We start from the raw sequence: 13773 nt of genomic DNA, 5'->3' as shown, positions 1-13773 counted from the left end.
CACAACCCCTCAAGTTGCTGTTTTTGTTGACCGGTAACCGCAATCCACCACCGATCGGTCCACGCCGAAGGTACGGATGCCGGCCAACCGGCAGGCGGCGAGCACAGTGGCGCGAACGATGACGGTCGGACAGTACAGCTCCTTGCCATACCACAGTGGAGGGTGCTCCCGGCCGGCGGATTCGTGCAGGTAGGCGTGCCCACGAGCCACCGCGTCGTCGACCCGTGGCACTGTCGTCGGCACCGCCAGCAGCACCTGGAGGGCGTACGCGGTCTCCTCGGCGGTGCCGTCCCACCGCCCCCACGAACCGTCAGCGCGTTGGCTGTTCAGCACCCAGCCGGCCGCCCGATCCACCGCCTCGGCGGCGGCCGCACCCCGCCCGAACTCGGCCAGCGCCAGCACACAGCAGGCGGTGGCGTAGTACGGCGAGGCGTGCCACCGGTCCTGCCAGGGGCCGTCGGCGAGCTGGTGTGCCGGCAGCACGGCACTGAGCCGCTCAACCGTCCGGTGGTACCGGGCGTCCGCGCCGGGGTGTGCGGCCACGTGCTGGCCGAACGCGTCCAGCACGTGCGCGTTGGTGGTGACCGAGAAGCCGTCCTCGCTCCCCGGCCAGGTGCAGAACCCCTCCGCCGTCTCGTACGCCCACAGGCTCGCCGGGTCCGCCGGGCGGCCGAAGCGGGCCAGCGCGTCCAGCGTGACCGAGGTGGTGTCCGCGTCGGTCGGCAGTCCTTCGCCGGTGGCGATGCCCTCGGCGCCGGTGGCGGCGGCCAGGGTACGCAGCACTGTCGCCGGCGGATTGACAGCGACACCGGCGCGGCGCAGCCCGCTGAGCACCCAGGCCCGCTCGAACACGGTGATCGGGGTCGGGCAGGGCACCGGCCCGTCAGCCTCGCGGATCAACTCCCGCAGGAAGGCGTGCGCGGCGGGGCCGGCGGCCGGGCCAGCCGCTGTCAGCCAGGCGGCGGTCGCTGCGGGTGACGCGCCGACGGCGGTGAGGGTCGGTCCGGCGTCCGCCGGTGTCGCGTCCAGCACCTCGTAGAAGTGAGCCAGCTTCGTCGGCAGCGCCGCCCCGGCGGCCACCGCGGCGCGGACCGCGCGCAGCCGGTCGGACCCGAGCCCCGCGGGCAGCGCCAGCGGCGGACGGGGCAGCCGCTCGGCGGTCGCCCGGTCCAGCCCTGTCAACCGGCCGTTGATCGACTCGACAAGCGCGGGGACGATGAGGTCCAGCGCCGGAGTGTCCGGCAACGCCCGCGCGTGGATGGGGAGCAGCCGGCCGGTGAGCGCGTCCAGTCCGCGCGCCACCGGGGCGAGTAGATCCGCACCGGCCCATCCGCCGTCGGCCAGCGCCGCGAGCAGAGCATCGGTGGCGCTGAGCGTGGGCACCAGGGCGTACCCCTCGGGTGGGCCCCACGCGCCGTCCGGGCGCTGCTCGCGCAGCAGGAAACCGATCCGCTGGTGGTGTCCCGGCAGCCAGGCCGCACCGGCGACGAGCCGGCCGCTCTCGTACACCGAGGGGGCGACCTGCCCCCACGGCCGCAGCGCCAGGCCGGCGATCAGCTCGCGGGCGGCGTCGGCGACCGGGTCGGCGGCGGTCCCCGCGTCGGCGAACACCCGGGTGGCGCCGTCACTCATCGCGTGCCCCCCAGAAGTCCGACAGTTGGTAGAAGCCGCCGGTGAAGGAGATCTGCCGGCCGAGGTAGTCCGCCTGGCGGGGGCACCGCTCGGCGAGGGCGGCCAGGTCCCCCCGGGACCGCGCGGTCAGCTCGGCCAGCCGGTCGTGCACCTGCGCCGGGTCGTCGACCAGCAGCAGGGCGTTCAGGTCACCCCACTCGGCGTCCCGGCCCTGGGTGGCCAGGTCGTTGACCAACCGCAGTACGCGCTGCACGCCACGACCGGCGTCGAGCAGGTCGGTCAGCTGGGCGAGGGTCTTCTCGTCGCCGGTGGCGATCCAGTGGGTGACGTTGACGAAGGAGCAGGCGAGGTTGTCGGCGTTGTCCAGGTAGCGGTCCAGGTCCGGCAGGCGCCGCCCGGTGGTCGGGTCTGTCGGCAGGTGCTTCCAGTCCCACTCCCGCGCCACTGCCGCGAGCATCCGGGCCAGCTCGTCACGCCAGATCGGCCGTAGCCGGGCGAACGCCGGGACGGTGGTCAGCTCGTCGCGCAGGTCGGCCAGCAGCCGGGCCAGGTGACGCCCCGGTGGTGGCGCGGCGCCGTCGGCCACCGCGAGGCAGTCGGTCACCATCTCCCGCACGTCGTCGACGGACCGCGCGAGGTAGTCGACCTGCCAGTCGGCGGCGAAGACCCACAGCAGGGTACGGGTGGTGATCCGCAGCTCCGCGGCGGTGTGCCACGGCGCGGTGAAGGCGATGGCGGTGGCCACCGAGCTGAGCAGCGCCGCGTCGAACGGTGCGGCGTCGAACAGCTCCGGGTGAGCGGCGGTGACGTTCTGGAGGTCGCGTACGCCCCGGACGGCGAGTGCGCACACCCGTCCCTGTTCGGCGACCGCGTCCTGACCGGCCCGCGCCGGTCGCGGGGTCTCCGTCACGATGCGACCGGGCGCTCGACCGGGGTGAGGATGACCTCGGCCCGCTGCTTCGGTTGCAGCGAGGCGCCCATCCGAGGGGTGAGGTCGACCGGTTCGCGTAGCCGGAAGCGGTAGCGGCTCAGCACGGTGCTGACGATGAGCTGGGCCTCCAGCAGGAACAGGTACTGCCCGAGGCACTGGTGCGGGCCCCCGCCGAACGGGAAGTAGGAGTAGCGGTAGCGCCGCCGGGGCAACTCCGGCGCGAACCGCTCCGGGTCGAAGAGCGCCGGGTCGGTCCAGAACGTCGACATCCGCTGGGTGACGTACGGGCTGACCAGCACGGTGCCACCGGCCTTGATCCGCACCCCGCCCAGCACGTCGTCGCCGACCGCGGTGCGCGGGATCATCCAGCCGGCCGGGTAGAGCCGCAGCATCTCGTCGAGCACCATCCGGCCGTAGCGCAGCTGGGGCAGGTGCTCGCGGCCGACCCGTTCGGCGCCGACCACCTGCTCGATCTCGTCGGTCATCCGCTCGGCCACGTCGGGCCGGGACGCCAGCACCGGCCAGAGCCAGGAGAGCAGGGCGATGGTGGTCTCGGTGGCGGTGGAGAACATCGCGACCACGTCGCCGCGGATCGCGTACTCGTCGGGTTCGCTGCCGTCGGCGCGCGGCCGGCAGAGCGTGGAGATGATGTCGTCGCCGTCGGTGGGATGGGCCCGGGCCTCCCGGATGATCGGCAGCACCACCTCGTCGATGGTGCGCACCGCTTCGCGGAAGCGCCGGTCGCCGGGCATCGGCACCGCGTACGGCACGGCGGGCATCAGCAGTCGGGGAAGCATCGCGGTGGTGACGGTGTCCAGCGCGGCGCTGATCCGCAGGGCGTCGGGGACCGAGATCCGATCGGCGAAGAGCACTCGCATGGTGGTGCGCAGGACGATCCGGGTCAGCTCGGCGCCGCCGTCGATCGGGCGCCCGGCGAGGGCCGGTTCGAGCCACTCGTCGACCGCCTCGTTGATCGCCTCGGCCATCTTGTCGACGAGCGTCTCGGCCCGCTTGGCGGTGAACAACGGTTGCAGCGCGCCACGACTGGATTCCCAGATCTCACCCTCGGCGACCAGGATGGCGTCGCCGACGATGCGGCGGACCGGTCGCCAGAGCAACCCGTCGCCGTCCCGGGTGTAGTTGGCAACGTTGTCCCGCAGCACGCGTTGCAGGTGCTCAGGATGGCTGACGAGATAGGGGCGGAACGAGCCGAGGTTGAGCCGGACGACGTCGCCGTCGGCGTCCTGCGCGAAGTCGACGAGCGCGCCCAGCGGATCGCGGACCAGCGCCGGCAGAGCGCGTCGTAACGGGATTGTCCGGGGCTCGGTGCTGACAGTGGCGGGGCGCGCCTCGGACACCTGCGACATCGAACCACGTCTCCTCGTCGTCCCGGCGACCGCAGCGGTCCACTTCGGTCGGGCGGGTTGATGAAACATTCACCTTCTGGGCCGACGGAAGCATCTCACCAAACGAGGGGCACCTCCAGACTTGCGGAAGGCGCAATTTCCATCTAAGTACACGCACGCTCGTCGATGTTCTCACCATGCTCGATTCCTGAATGGATACTCAGGCACGACACCGCGCCGGGCGGGCCGACGAACCGGCGCGACGGACGAAACGGCCGCGTGCCGCCGACCCGGCCGCGGCATCGGCACCGCACGGGCGGTGTCGGGCCGGCCGGTGCGGGGTCAGTGACCCGGGACGCACCGGTACCCCCGAATCCGGGCGATGCCCGGCACCCTGTGCCAGGCTCTGTGGCATGGACGACAAGACCATCCTGAACCGGATCTCCGAGCTGGTCGACGAGGAACACAAGCTGCGTGCCGACGCCCAGGCCCACGAGTCGGGCACCGAGGGCGAGGCCAGCGAGCGACTGCGCGCCCTGGAGGAGTCCCTCGACCAGTGCTGGGACCTGCTGCGCCGCCGACGGGCCGCCCGGGAGACCCACGGCGACCCGGACGCCCAGGGCGAACGCCCCAAGCCCGAGGTGGAGCGCTACCTGCAATAGCCGACGTGGCGGGTCGGGCGGTGTGGCCGCCCGACCCGCTCCGATCAGCGCAGGCCCGCCTCGTGCAGCAGCTCTCCGGTCAACAGGCTGGGGTCCACCTGCTCGGCGGGCAGACCCCGGGCCGCGAACCAGGCGCCGACCACCCGCACATCGCGGGCCAGGAACTCCGGCCCCTGTGGGTTCGCCACCACGTCGACCACCTGCGGCAGGTCGATCACGACCAGCCGACCCCGGTGCACGAGCAGGTTGTACGGCGACAGGTCGCCGTGCGCGTAGCCGGCCCGAGCCAGCACCCTCAGCGCCTCCACCAGTTGGGCCCACAGGTCACGCAGCTCGGTCGGGTCGGGTCGCAGCTGGGCCAGCCGGGGTGCCGCCTCCCCCGATTCGGCGTCACCGACGAACTCCAGCATCAGCTCGGTGCCCCGCAACTGCACCGGGTACGGCACGGCGATCCGGTCGTGCCCGGCGCCGATCTCCCAGAGCCGGCTGAGCGCGGCGAACTCGGCCGCCGCCCACTGCCCGGCGATCATCTGCCGGCCGAACGCCGTCCGGCCGGCCATCGCCCGGTTCTCCCGGGACCGGCGCACCCGACGGCCCTCCAGGTAGCCGGCATCGCGGTGGAACAACCGGTGCTCGGGATCGCGGTAGCGTTTCACCGCGAGCAGGCAGGACCGGTCGGTGTCCGGCACGGCCCGGCGGACCAGATGGACGTCCGCCTCCTTGCCGGTCTTCAACACACCCAGCTCGGTGTCCTTGGCGGCCAACTCGGTGACCAGCCAGGCGGGGTGCGGGTGTGGCCCGTGCACGGCGTCGTCCCAGGACGACCAGCGCTCGCCGGTGTCCGGGTCGGGCTCGCTGTCCGGGTCTGCGAGCGGCTCGGTGGGCCGCCCGCGCTTCAGAAACTGCGGTTCGTCGTCGTCGAAGCGGCTCTTGCCGCGGCGGCGCTCGAGCGCCGGAAGGTCATGATCGCGCACTGTGGTGAGGTTCCCTTGGTCGAGGCTGAGATAGGCAGCTGGAAGCGACCTGCAAAGACGGCCATGACCGACCCCCTCTCCTCGACCGGGCACTCGCCCGGGATGCACCATGCGCGGACAATGCTCGTACCACCACGTCGGCCGGTCAACCGAATTACCGAGCCGCCACCCGAACGGCCGCTCGGACGCACGGCCGGCAGCGCGGAAACCCTCAGCGGGCCAGGACGGTGGCGACCGCGGCGATCAACCCGTCCACGGTGCGGCTCGGCGCGAACCGGACGTCCGACCAGGTGCGCCCCCGGTGCAGCCAGACGCTCGGCAGCCCAACGGCGGCGGCTCCGCCGATGTCCGCCTCCGGGCTGTCGCCGATCACCCACGCCCCGCGCAGCGGCATCCGGACCCGCTGGGCGGCGAGCGCGAAGATTCTCGGGTTGGGCTTGCTGACGCCGGCCTCCTCGGAGATCACCCAGTCCGCGACGTACTGGTCCAGTCCGGTCTGGCGAATCTTGGCGTCCTCGACGCGTACGGTGCCGTTGCAGACCACCACCGGCACCCAGCCGGCGTCGTCGGCGATCCGCAGCGCGCAGGCGGTCAGCGGGTCGAGCCGGGTCTGCGCCACCACCCCGTCGTGCAGCTCCTCGACCAGGTCGATCGAGGGAATGCGCAGCTCGTAGCGGTCCCGGATGGCGTCGGCGAGGTCCCAGCGGTCGGTCAGACCGTCGGCGTCGATCGAGATCAGCCAGTCGATGTCGGTGTGGGGCGCGCCGATGCTGTCCAGGAAGCGCTCACCCCAGCGGCGGAACGGCCCGGCCCGATCCAGCAGGGTGTTGTCCAGGTCCAGCAGGAGCAGTGGCACTCGGGCACCCTACGGGACCGACGTGTCCGCCAACAGATGCGGCGGGTATCGAGCTGACGAAGGGCTCAGCCAGGCATCGACAGCCGCGCGCCGCCCTGGTCCGACAGCCGATCGACGAGCATCGAGTGGGCCGCCCGGGTGGCCGCGAGCACGGCGGGATGCAGCGTCGCCACCAGCACCGCCGTGCCGTCGTCTGCCCCGCGAGCCAGCGCCCGCCCCTCGGGGTCGTAGATGGCCGCGCCGCCGTTGAACCGCCACGGGTCGACGCCGCCGACCGCGTTGGCGAAGACCACGAACATCGTGTTGTCCAGGGCACGCGCGGCGTAGTACAGGTCCCGCCGGTGCTCGGAGCCGGCCAGGTATCCGCTGGGGCACAGGTAGGCGTGTGCGCCGTCGAGGGCGGCGGCCCGGCCGTGCTCGGGGAAACAGCCGTCGTAGCAGATGCCCAGCCCGAGCCGCCAGTCGTCGACGAGCAGCGTGGCACCCCGATCGCCAGGGGTGAACAACTCCCGTTCGTCGCCCCACAACTGCTGCTTGTCGTACCCGACCCGCACCTCGCCGGTCCGGTCCACCACCAGCGCCGCGATGGTCCGCCGGCCGTCCGGGTGCCGGACGGCCGCGCCGACCAGCGCGGTGACGCCGGCCTCGCGCGCCGCCGCCCGCAGCGGGTCGAGCCGGGGATCCGCGACCATCCCGGCCGGATCGGCCGCGACGTCCGTGCCGGCCGGGTCGGCGGCGAGAACCGGCGGGTGGTACGCGCAGAGGAACAGCTCCGGCAGGACGGCCACCCGGGCACCCCCCTCGCCGGCTCGGCGGACCAGGTCGGCGGCCATGACCGCGTTGCCGGCGACGTCGCCCGGCGTGGGGGTGGCCTGGACGGTGGCCACGGTCAGCGGGGAGCTGGGCAGGGTGTGGGGCTGGGTCACGGGGGCGATGGTAATCGGCGACGTCCCAAGCCGTACGTACGGTTTGCATGCCCCGGGGTGACCTGCAACGATCGACGTGTGCCCAGAGTAAGCCAGGACCAGCTCGACGCTCGCCGGCAGGAGATCCTCGCCGCGGCCCGGGCGTGTTTCGCCCGGCTCGGCTACGAGGGAGCGACCGTACGCCGCCTCGAGGAGGCCACCGGCCTGTCCCGTGGCGCGATCTTCCACCACTTCCGCGACAAGGACTCGCTCTTCCTGGCCGTCGCCGAGGACGACGCCGCGGCGATGGTCGAGACGGTGGCCCGCAACGGTCTGGTGCAGGTGATGCGCGACCTGCTCGCCCGCGCCGTCTCCCCCGACACCACCGGCTGGCTGGGCAGCCAACTGGAGGTCTCCCGACGGCTGCGCACCGACCCGGCGTTCGCCCGGCGGTGGGCGGAGCGGTCCGCCGCGATCGCGGAGGCGACCCGGGACCGGCTGGCCCGCCAGCGCGACGCCGGGGTGCTGCGCGAGGACGTACCGATCGACGTGCTGGCCCAGTTCCTGGAACTGGCCTACGACGGCCTGGTGCTGCACCTGGCCATGGGTCGACCGGCCGGTGACCTGGGCCCGGTGCTCGACCTCGTCGAGGAGGCGGTCCGCCGCCACTGACCGCGCGCACACCGGTCGGACACCCGTGGCGAGGCTGCTCCACAATGGGGCCGCCGATCCCTCCGGTGACAGGAGCAGTCGATGAACGTCCACGCCGCGTCCGGCGACACCTGGGGCATCTCCGGCCCGACCTTCCTCCGGTACTACATCGCGGCGGCCATCCTGGTGGTGGCGATCGCGGCGTACTACCGGATCCGCCTGCTGACCGCCCCGGCGCACAACACCCTCGATCCACTCGGACCACAGCAGGTCGCGTACCTCAACGGTGGTCCTCAGCTCGCTGTGCACGCGGCGTTGGGCGGGCTGCGCGGCAGCGGCGCGGTCGGCGTACGACCGGACCGTCGGCTGACCACCGGCGGTGCCCCGCCGACCGGGCTCACCCCACTGGACCAGGCCATCCACTGGGCCGCCCACCAGCACTCCCGGGTCCGGGACCTGCCGCGGGACGAGCGCGTACGCACCGCGCTGGACCAGATCCGCAACGGCCTGGAGCAGCGCGGCCTGCTCACCGACGACGCGCAGCGCGCCCGTGCCCGCTTCTGGTCCATGATCCTGTTCGCCCTGCTGGGCCTCGGTGTACTCCGGTTGGTCTCCGGCCTGTTCAGCGGTCGCCCGGTGGGTTACCTGCTGCTGACCCTGGTTCCGCTGCTGACCATCACGCTGGTGCTGCGCCGGGCACCCATGCTCACCCGGGCCGGTCGCACCGCCCTACGCTCCGTCCGCCGCGAACACACCCACCTCGCGCCGGCCTCCGCGCCCGCCTACGCCACCTACGGATTGGCCGGCGCGGCGATGGGCGTGGCCCTGTTCGGCACCGCCTCACTCTGGGCGCTCGACCCGGGCTTCGCCGAGCAGGCCGAGATTCAGCGCCAGGCCGCCTCCGGCGGCGGCTGGACGGGCGGCTCCGACGGGTCCTCCGGCGGCGGGGACAGCTCCGGCGGGGACGGCGGCAGCTCCTGCGGCGGTGGAGGCGGCGGATGCGGGGGCGGCGGCGGGTGCGGCGGATGACCGGCCCGTCCGGGGTCGGCATCGGCTGGCGTCCGGAGATCGCCGGCTTCGTGGCCGAGCTGCCCGGCCTGCGCTTCGTCGAGGTGGTGGCCGAGGGGGTGCCCGCCTCCGGGCCGCTCCCGCCCGGTCTGACGCAGCTACGGGACCGCGCGGTGACCGTCGTACCGCACGGGGTGCGGCTCTCCCTCGGCGGCGCCGAGCCGGTCGACCCGGCCCGGGTCGCCCACCTGGCCGCTGTGGCGCAACGCCTGGACGCCCCGCTGGTCAGCGAGCACATCGCGTTCGTCCGGGCCGGCGGCTTGGAGGCCGGCCACCTGCTGCCGCTGCCGCGCAGCCGGGAAGCCGTCGACGCGGTCTGCGCCAACGTGGCCCGGGCGCAGGCCGAGCTTCCGGTGCCGATCGCGTTGGAGCCGATCGCCGCGTTGCTCGACTGGCCCGACGACGAGCTGGACGAGGCGGACTTCCTCACCGAGATCCTCGACCGGACCGGGGCACTGCTGCTGCTGGACGTGGCCAACGTGCACGCCAACGCTCGCAACCGGGGCGCCGACCCGCTGGCGTTGCTGGACCGCCTGCCGCTGGAGCGGGTCGCGTACGCCCACGTGGCCGGCGGCTCGGAGCGCGGCGGTTTCTACCACGACACCCACACCGACCCGGTGCCGGCGGCGGTGCTGGAGCTGGTCGGCGCGCTCTGCGCCCGGCGGCGACCGCCGGCGCTGCTGCTGGAGCGCGACGGCCACTATCCGCCGGCCGCCGAACTCCGCGCCGAACTGGACGCCCTGGCCTCCGCTGCGGGCTTCCCGGCCGTGACATGACGGGCACACCCGAGGGCGGCTCCGCGCCGGCGCCCCGGGCCGGGCTGGCCGAGCGGCAGGCGGAACTGGTCGCGGCGCTGGTCGCTGGGGGTGAGCCACCGGCGGGGTTCGCGCCGGGACCGCTGGCCGCCACCCGCGCGGCCCTGCTGCGCAAGCGGGCCGGCGAGGTGGCCCGGCACTGGCCACTGCTCGCCGCCGGCCTCGGTGCCAGGTGGCCGACCACCTTCGCCGAGTGGGCCGCCCGGCGACCCACCGCCGGATCGCTGCGCGACGGTTGGGACCTGGCCCGGGCGCTGCACGACCGGCACGCGCTCCCCCCGGCGGCCGCCGAGGAGTTGGCCGTCCGGGAGGCACGCCTGCGCTACGACGGGGTTCGGGCGCCGCGTCCGCGCCGGGTGCCGGCGGTGGGCCGTGCCGGCGGCGCCGTCGCGGTGCAGATCGCCGGCCGGGTACGCCTGCTGCGCCCCGCCCCACGGGTACCCACCCGTGCTGGCGACGGCGTACCGGATGCGGCAGGATCGGAGTTATGGATCTCGGACTGACCGACCGCGTGTACGTCCTCACCGGCGCCTCCCGCGGCCTGGGTTACGCGACCGCGCAGTGCCTGGTCGCCGATGGTGCGCGGGTGGTGCTCTCGGCCCGGGACCCGGACGCGGTGGCCGCCGCCGCGCAGCAACTGGGTGGCCCGGAGCACGCCGTCGGACTGACCGCCGACCTGGCCGACCCCGAGACCCCGGAGCAGCTCGTCGCCGCCGCGCAGGAGCATTTCGGCCGGCTCGACGGCGCGCTGATCTCGGTCGGTGGGCCACCGCCGGGCAACGCCGCAGCGGTCACCGACGAGCAGTGGCGGCTCTCCTTCGAGACCGTTTTCCTGGGCACCATCCGCGCCGTACGCACGGTCGCCAACGCCCTGCCCGAGGGCGGCGCGATCGGGCTGGTGCTCTCCACCTCGGCGCGTGGCCCGGTGCCCGGTCTCGGCATCTCCAACGGTCTGCGGCCCGGCCTGGTCGGGGCCGCCAAGGACATCGCCGACGACTACGGCCCGCGCGGGGTCCGGGTGGTCGGCCTGCTGCCCGGCCGGATCATGACCGATCGCAACCGGGAGCTGTTCGGAGCGACCGGCGACCCGGAGCGGGCCCGCGCCGAGGCGGAGGCCGGCATCCCGCTGCGCCGCGTCGGCGACCCGGCCGAATTCGGCCGGGTGGCCGCGTTCGTGCTCTCCCCCGCCGCGAGCTACCTCACCGGGATCACCCTGCCGGTCGACGGCGGCGCGCTGCGCGGGCTGTGACCCCCGACGGAGCCCGACCCGCCCGTGCCGTGACGCCGCCCGGGACGACCCGGCCGACCCGGGCGGACCTGGCGGCGGCTGCGGACCGGACCATTCCCGACGTGCTCGCGCCGGGGCTGGCGGTGCTCTTCGTCGGCATCAACCCGGGCCTGTGGTCGGCGGCAACGGGATGGCATTTCGCTCGACCCGGCAACCGGTTCTGGCCCGCCCTGCACCGGGGCGGGTTCACCCCCCGGCTGCTGCACCCCAGCGAACAGGACGAGCTGCCCGCGCTCGGGCTCGGCATCACCAACATGGCCGCCCGGGCCAGCGCCCGCGCGGACGAACTGAGCACCGAGGAACTCCTCGACGGCGCGGCGATCCTGACCGGCAAGGTGGCCCGGTACCGGCCGCGCTGGGTGGCCGTGGTGGGGGTGACCGCGTACCGGATCGGTTTTCAGCGGCCGAAGGCCACCTTCGGGCCGCAGCCGGAGTCGCTGGCCGGCGCCCGCCTGTGGGTGCTGCCCAACCCCAGCGGCCTGAACGCGCACTTCACCCCGGTCACGCTGGGCCTGGCGTTCGCCGAGTTGCGAACGGCAACCGACCTACCGGCCCTGTGATGGACGCGGCCGTCAGTTGGCGGCGGCGGGCGGCAGCACCTCGTCGGCGCGGTAGGTGCCCAGCGGCATGACCACCGGCTCGGGGCCGGTCGCGTCGACGAACGGGGTGGGCGAGTCGGCGACAGCGAACTGGGTGCGGTACAGCTCGGCGTAGAGCCCGCCGACCGCGACCAACTCCTCGTGCCGCCCCCGCTCGACGATCCGTCCACCGTCCAGGACCAGGATCTGGTCGGCGTCGCGCACTGTGGAGAGCCGGTGCGCGATCACCAGGGCGGTACGCCCGGCCAGCGCCACCGACAGCGCACGCTGCACCGCCGCCTCGCTCTCCGAATCCAGGTGTGCGGTCGCCTCGTCGAGGATCACGATCGACGGTGCCTTGAGCAGCAGCCGCGCGATCGCGATGCGTTGCTTCTCGCCGCCGGAGAACCGGTAGCCGCGCTCCCCCACTGTGGTGTCCAGACCGTCGGGGAGCGACCGGACCAGATCGGCCACCTGGGCGCCGGCCAGGGCGGCCCAGATCTCGTCGTCGGTGGCGTCCGGCTTGGCGTAGCGAAGGTTCTCGGCGATCGTCTCGTGGAACAGGTGCGAATCCTGAGTGACCACACCGATCTCGTCGCGCAGGGAGGCGAGCGTCGCGTCGCGCACGTCCACCCCGCCGACGAGCACCTGCCCGTCGCTGACGTCGTAGATCCGGGAGATGAGCATCGACAGCGTCGACTTGCCCGCCCCGGACGGGCCGACCAGCGCGACCATCTGCCCCGGCTCGACGCTGAACGAGACCCCCTTGAGCACCGGCTCGTTGACGGTCCGGTCGAGCGTGGCGACCTCCTCCAGGGAGGCGAGGGAGATCTCGGCGGCGCTCGGGTAGCGGAAACGCACGTCGCGGAAGTCGACCCGGCCGGCGCCCAGGGGCACCGGCACCGCGTCGGGCTTCTCCACGATGCCCGGCTTGAGGTCGAGCACCTCGAAGACCCGGTCGAAGGAGACCAGCGCGCTCATCACGTCCACGCGGACGTTGGAGAGTGCCGTGAGCGGCCCGTACAGGCGGGTGAGCAGCAGCGCGAGCGTCACCACGGTGCCGGCGCTGACGCCGCCGGTCACCGCGAGCCAGCCGCCGAGACCGTAGGTCAGCGCCTGTGCCAGTGAGGCGACGAGCAGCATCGCCACGAAGAACGTGCGGGAGTACATCGCGGACTGGATGCCGATGTCGCGGACCCGCTCGGCCCGGTCGGCGAACCTGCGGGCCTCGATCTCGGGCTGGCCGAAGAGCTTCACCAGCAGCGCACCGGCCACCCCGAACCGCTCGGTCATCGTCGCGTTCATCTTGGCGTCGAGGTTGTACGCCTCGCGGGTGATGTCCGCCAGCCGTCGACCGACCCGACGGGCCGGAATGATGAAGATCGGAAGCAGCACCAGTGAGAGCGCGGTGATCTGCCAGGAGAGGGTGAACATCACCGCCGCGGTGAGCACCAACTGGATGACGTTGCTGACCACACCGGACAGGGTGGAGGTGAACGCCCGCTGGGCGCCGAGCACGTCGTTGTTGAGCCTGCTGACCAGGGCGCCGGTCTGGGTACGGGTGAAGAACTGCAACGGCATCCGCTGCACGTGGTCGTAGACCCGGGTGCGCAGGTTGAAGATGATGCCCTCGCCGATACGGGCGGAATACCACCGTTGGGCCAGCGACAGCAGCGCGTCGGCGACCGCCAGCGCGGCGATGAACAGGGCCAGCCGCACCACGAGCCGGCCGGCCTCGGTGCCGCCCCGGTTGATCGCGTTGATCACGTCACCGGCGAGCACCGGAGTGGCCACGCCGATGATGGCGGCCAGCACCACGGTGGCCAGGAAGACGATGATGTCGCGCCGGTAGGGCTGGGCGAAAGCGACGATGCGACGGGCCACCCCGCGCTTGAGCCGGTGGGTGGAGACCTCGTCGCGGTTGCGCATCGACCGGAGCATGCTCCACCCGGCCATGCCACCGCCGGACATCGGGTTGGACATCGCTCACCTCCGGGTTGCCGGGCGGACCGCACCGTCAGGTCAATTCTCCCGACGAGTGTGACAACCTCGGTCGTAACCCGGATC

General features: G+C 73.3%; 14 protein-coding genes. 7 read left to right on the top strand and 7 right to left on the bottom strand.

Going from position 1 to position 13773, the window contains the following annotated elements:
- Window positions 1-9: 9 nt before the first annotated feature.
- From GA0070561_RS21510 to GA0070561_RS21500, 3 genes are read right to left on the bottom strand one after another with little or no spacing between them, the layout of a single operon-like run.
- The gene (locus tag GA0070561_RS21510) at window positions 10-1632 is read right to left on the bottom strand and encodes a prenyltransferase/squalene oxidase repeat-containing protein (RefSeq protein ID WP_091403755.1); all 1623 of its coding nucleotides are present in this window, start codon (window positions 1630-1632) and stop codon (window positions 10-12) included.
- Window positions 1625-2542, bottom strand: coding sequence for a terpene synthase family protein (locus tag GA0070561_RS21505; RefSeq protein WP_091403752.1), 918 nt, complete (start codon window positions 2540-2542; stop codon window positions 1625-1627). The genes GA0070561_RS21510 and GA0070561_RS21505 overlap by 8 nt, the downstream gene beginning before the upstream one ends.
- Window positions 2539-3876, bottom strand: coding sequence for a cytochrome P450 (locus tag GA0070561_RS21500; protein ID WP_181539441.1), 1338 nt, complete (start codon window positions 3874-3876; stop codon window positions 2539-2541). Before GA0070561_RS21500 ends, GA0070561_RS21505 begins: the two co-directional genes overlap by 4 nt.
- A 446-nt stretch (window positions 3877-4322) precedes the next feature.
- On the opposite strand from GA0070561_RS21500, the gene GA0070561_RS21495 reads away from it, so the two are divergent.
- A complete protein-coding gene (locus tag GA0070561_RS21495; protein WP_091403743.1) occupies window positions 4323-4571 on the top strand; it encodes a DUF2630 family protein in 249 nt (82 codons plus the stop codon).
- A gap of 44 nt (window positions 4572-4615) precedes the next feature.
- Here the strand turns inward: GA0070561_RS21495 and GA0070561_RS21490 are convergent, their stop codons facing one another.
- The 3 genes from GA0070561_RS21490 to GA0070561_RS21480 form a co-directional block, all read right to left on the bottom strand.
- Window positions 4616-5545 carry a serine protein kinase RIO gene (locus GA0070561_RS21490; protein WP_091403739.1) on the bottom strand — a complete coding sequence of 310 codons (930 nt, stop codon included), beginning with the start codon at window positions 5543-5545 and terminating at the stop codon, window positions 4616-4618.
- Between the two features lie 211 nt (window positions 5546-5756).
- A complete protein-coding gene (locus GA0070561_RS21485) occupies window positions 5757-6401 on the bottom strand; it encodes an HAD family hydrolase (RefSeq protein ID WP_091403736.1) in 645 nt (214 codons plus the stop codon).
- 65 nt (window positions 6402-6466) lie between these two features.
- The gene (locus tag GA0070561_RS21480; RefSeq protein WP_244166363.1) at window positions 6467-7327 is read right to left on the bottom strand and encodes a carbon-nitrogen hydrolase family protein; all 861 of its coding nucleotides are present in this window, start codon (window positions 7325-7327) and stop codon (window positions 6467-6469) included.
- A gap of 78 nt (window positions 7328-7405) precedes the next feature.
- Here GA0070561_RS21480 and GA0070561_RS21475 point away from each other — a divergent pair, with 78 nt between their 5' ends.
- The 6 genes from GA0070561_RS21475 to mug all read left to right on the top strand — a co-directional run bounded on the left by GA0070561_RS21475 (window position 7406) and on the right by mug (window position 11688).
- Complete coding sequence (locus GA0070561_RS21475) at window positions 7406-7978, top strand: TetR/AcrR family transcriptional regulator (RefSeq protein ID WP_091403732.1); 573 nt, start codon at window positions 7406-7408, stop codon at window positions 7976-7978.
- An 81-nt stretch (window positions 7979-8059) separates the two neighbouring features.
- Window positions 8060-8986, top strand: a complete 927-nt coding sequence (locus tag GA0070561_RS21470) for a TIGR04222 domain-containing membrane protein (RefSeq protein ID WP_091403729.1) — start codon at window positions 8060-8062, stop codon at window positions 8984-8986.
- Window positions 8983-9801, top strand: a complete 819-nt coding sequence (locus GA0070561_RS21465; RefSeq protein ID WP_091405215.1) for an MbnB/TglH/ChrH family RiPP precursor modification enzyme — start codon at window positions 8983-8985, stop codon at window positions 9799-9801. The genes GA0070561_RS21470 and GA0070561_RS21465 overlap by 4 nt, the downstream gene beginning before the upstream one ends.
- Complete coding sequence (locus GA0070561_RS21460; protein WP_091403726.1) at window positions 9798-10343, top strand: SCO6045 C-terminal-like domain-containing protein; 546 nt, start codon at window positions 9798-9800, stop codon at window positions 10341-10343. The genes GA0070561_RS21465 and GA0070561_RS21460 overlap by 4 nt, the downstream gene beginning before the upstream one ends.
- Window positions 10328-11089: an SDR family oxidoreductase gene (locus tag GA0070561_RS21455; RefSeq protein ID WP_091403723.1), complete on the top strand. Its 762-nt coding sequence runs from the start codon at window positions 10328-10330 to the stop codon at window positions 11087-11089. The genes GA0070561_RS21460 and GA0070561_RS21455 overlap by 16 nt, the downstream gene beginning before the upstream one ends.
- A complete protein-coding gene (mug, locus tag GA0070561_RS21450) occupies window positions 11086-11688 on the top strand; it encodes a G/U mismatch-specific DNA glycosylase (protein ID WP_244166362.1) in 603 nt (200 codons plus the stop codon). Before GA0070561_RS21455 ends, mug begins: the two co-directional genes overlap by 4 nt.
- 12 nt (window positions 11689-11700) lie before the next feature.
- On the opposite strand, the gene GA0070561_RS21445 is transcribed toward mug, so the two are convergent.
- Window positions 11701-13677: an ABC transporter ATP-binding protein gene (locus tag GA0070561_RS21445; RefSeq protein ID WP_181541223.1), complete on the bottom strand. Its 1977-nt coding sequence runs from the start codon at window positions 13675-13677 to the stop codon at window positions 11701-11703.
- Window positions 13678-13773: the final 96 nt, after the last annotated feature.

It is taken from the genome of Micromonospora saelicesensis (assembly GCF_900091575.1).
GTDB classification, from domain to species: domain Bacteria; phylum Actinomycetota; class Actinomycetes; order Mycobacteriales; family Micromonosporaceae; genus Micromonospora; species Micromonospora saelicesensis.
This window is presented reverse-complemented; position numbering and strand designations above follow the sequence as displayed.

Excerpts from the sequence above, each read along its gene's own strand:
- GA0070561_RS21510 (WP_091403755.1), bottom strand. The coding sequence starts at position 1,632 with ATGAGTGACGGCGCCACCCGGGTGTTCGCCGACGCGGGGACCGCCGCC.
- GA0070561_RS21495 (WP_091403743.1), top strand. The coding sequence starts at position 4,323 with ATGGACGACAAGACCATCCTGAACCGGATCTCCGAGCTGGTCGACGAG.
- GA0070561_RS21470 (WP_091403729.1), top strand. The coding sequence starts at position 8,060 with ATGAACGTCCACGCCGCGTCCGGCGACACCTGGGGCATCTCCGGCCCG.
- GA0070561_RS21465 (WP_091405215.1), top strand. The coding sequence starts at position 8,983 with ATGACCGGCCCGTCCGGGGTCGGCATCGGCTGGCGTCCGGAGATCGCC.
- GA0070561_RS21460 (WP_091403726.1), top strand. The coding sequence starts at position 9,798 with ATGACGGGCACACCCGAGGGCGGCTCCGCGCCGGCGCCCCGGGCCGGG.
- GA0070561_RS21455 (WP_091403723.1), top strand. The coding sequence starts at position 10,328 with ATGGATCTCGGACTGACCGACCGCGTGTACGTCCTCACCGGCGCCTCC.
- GA0070561_RS21445 (WP_181541223.1), bottom strand. The coding sequence starts at position 13,677 with ATGTCCGGCGGTGGCATGGCCGGGTGGAGCATGCTCCGGTCGATGCGC.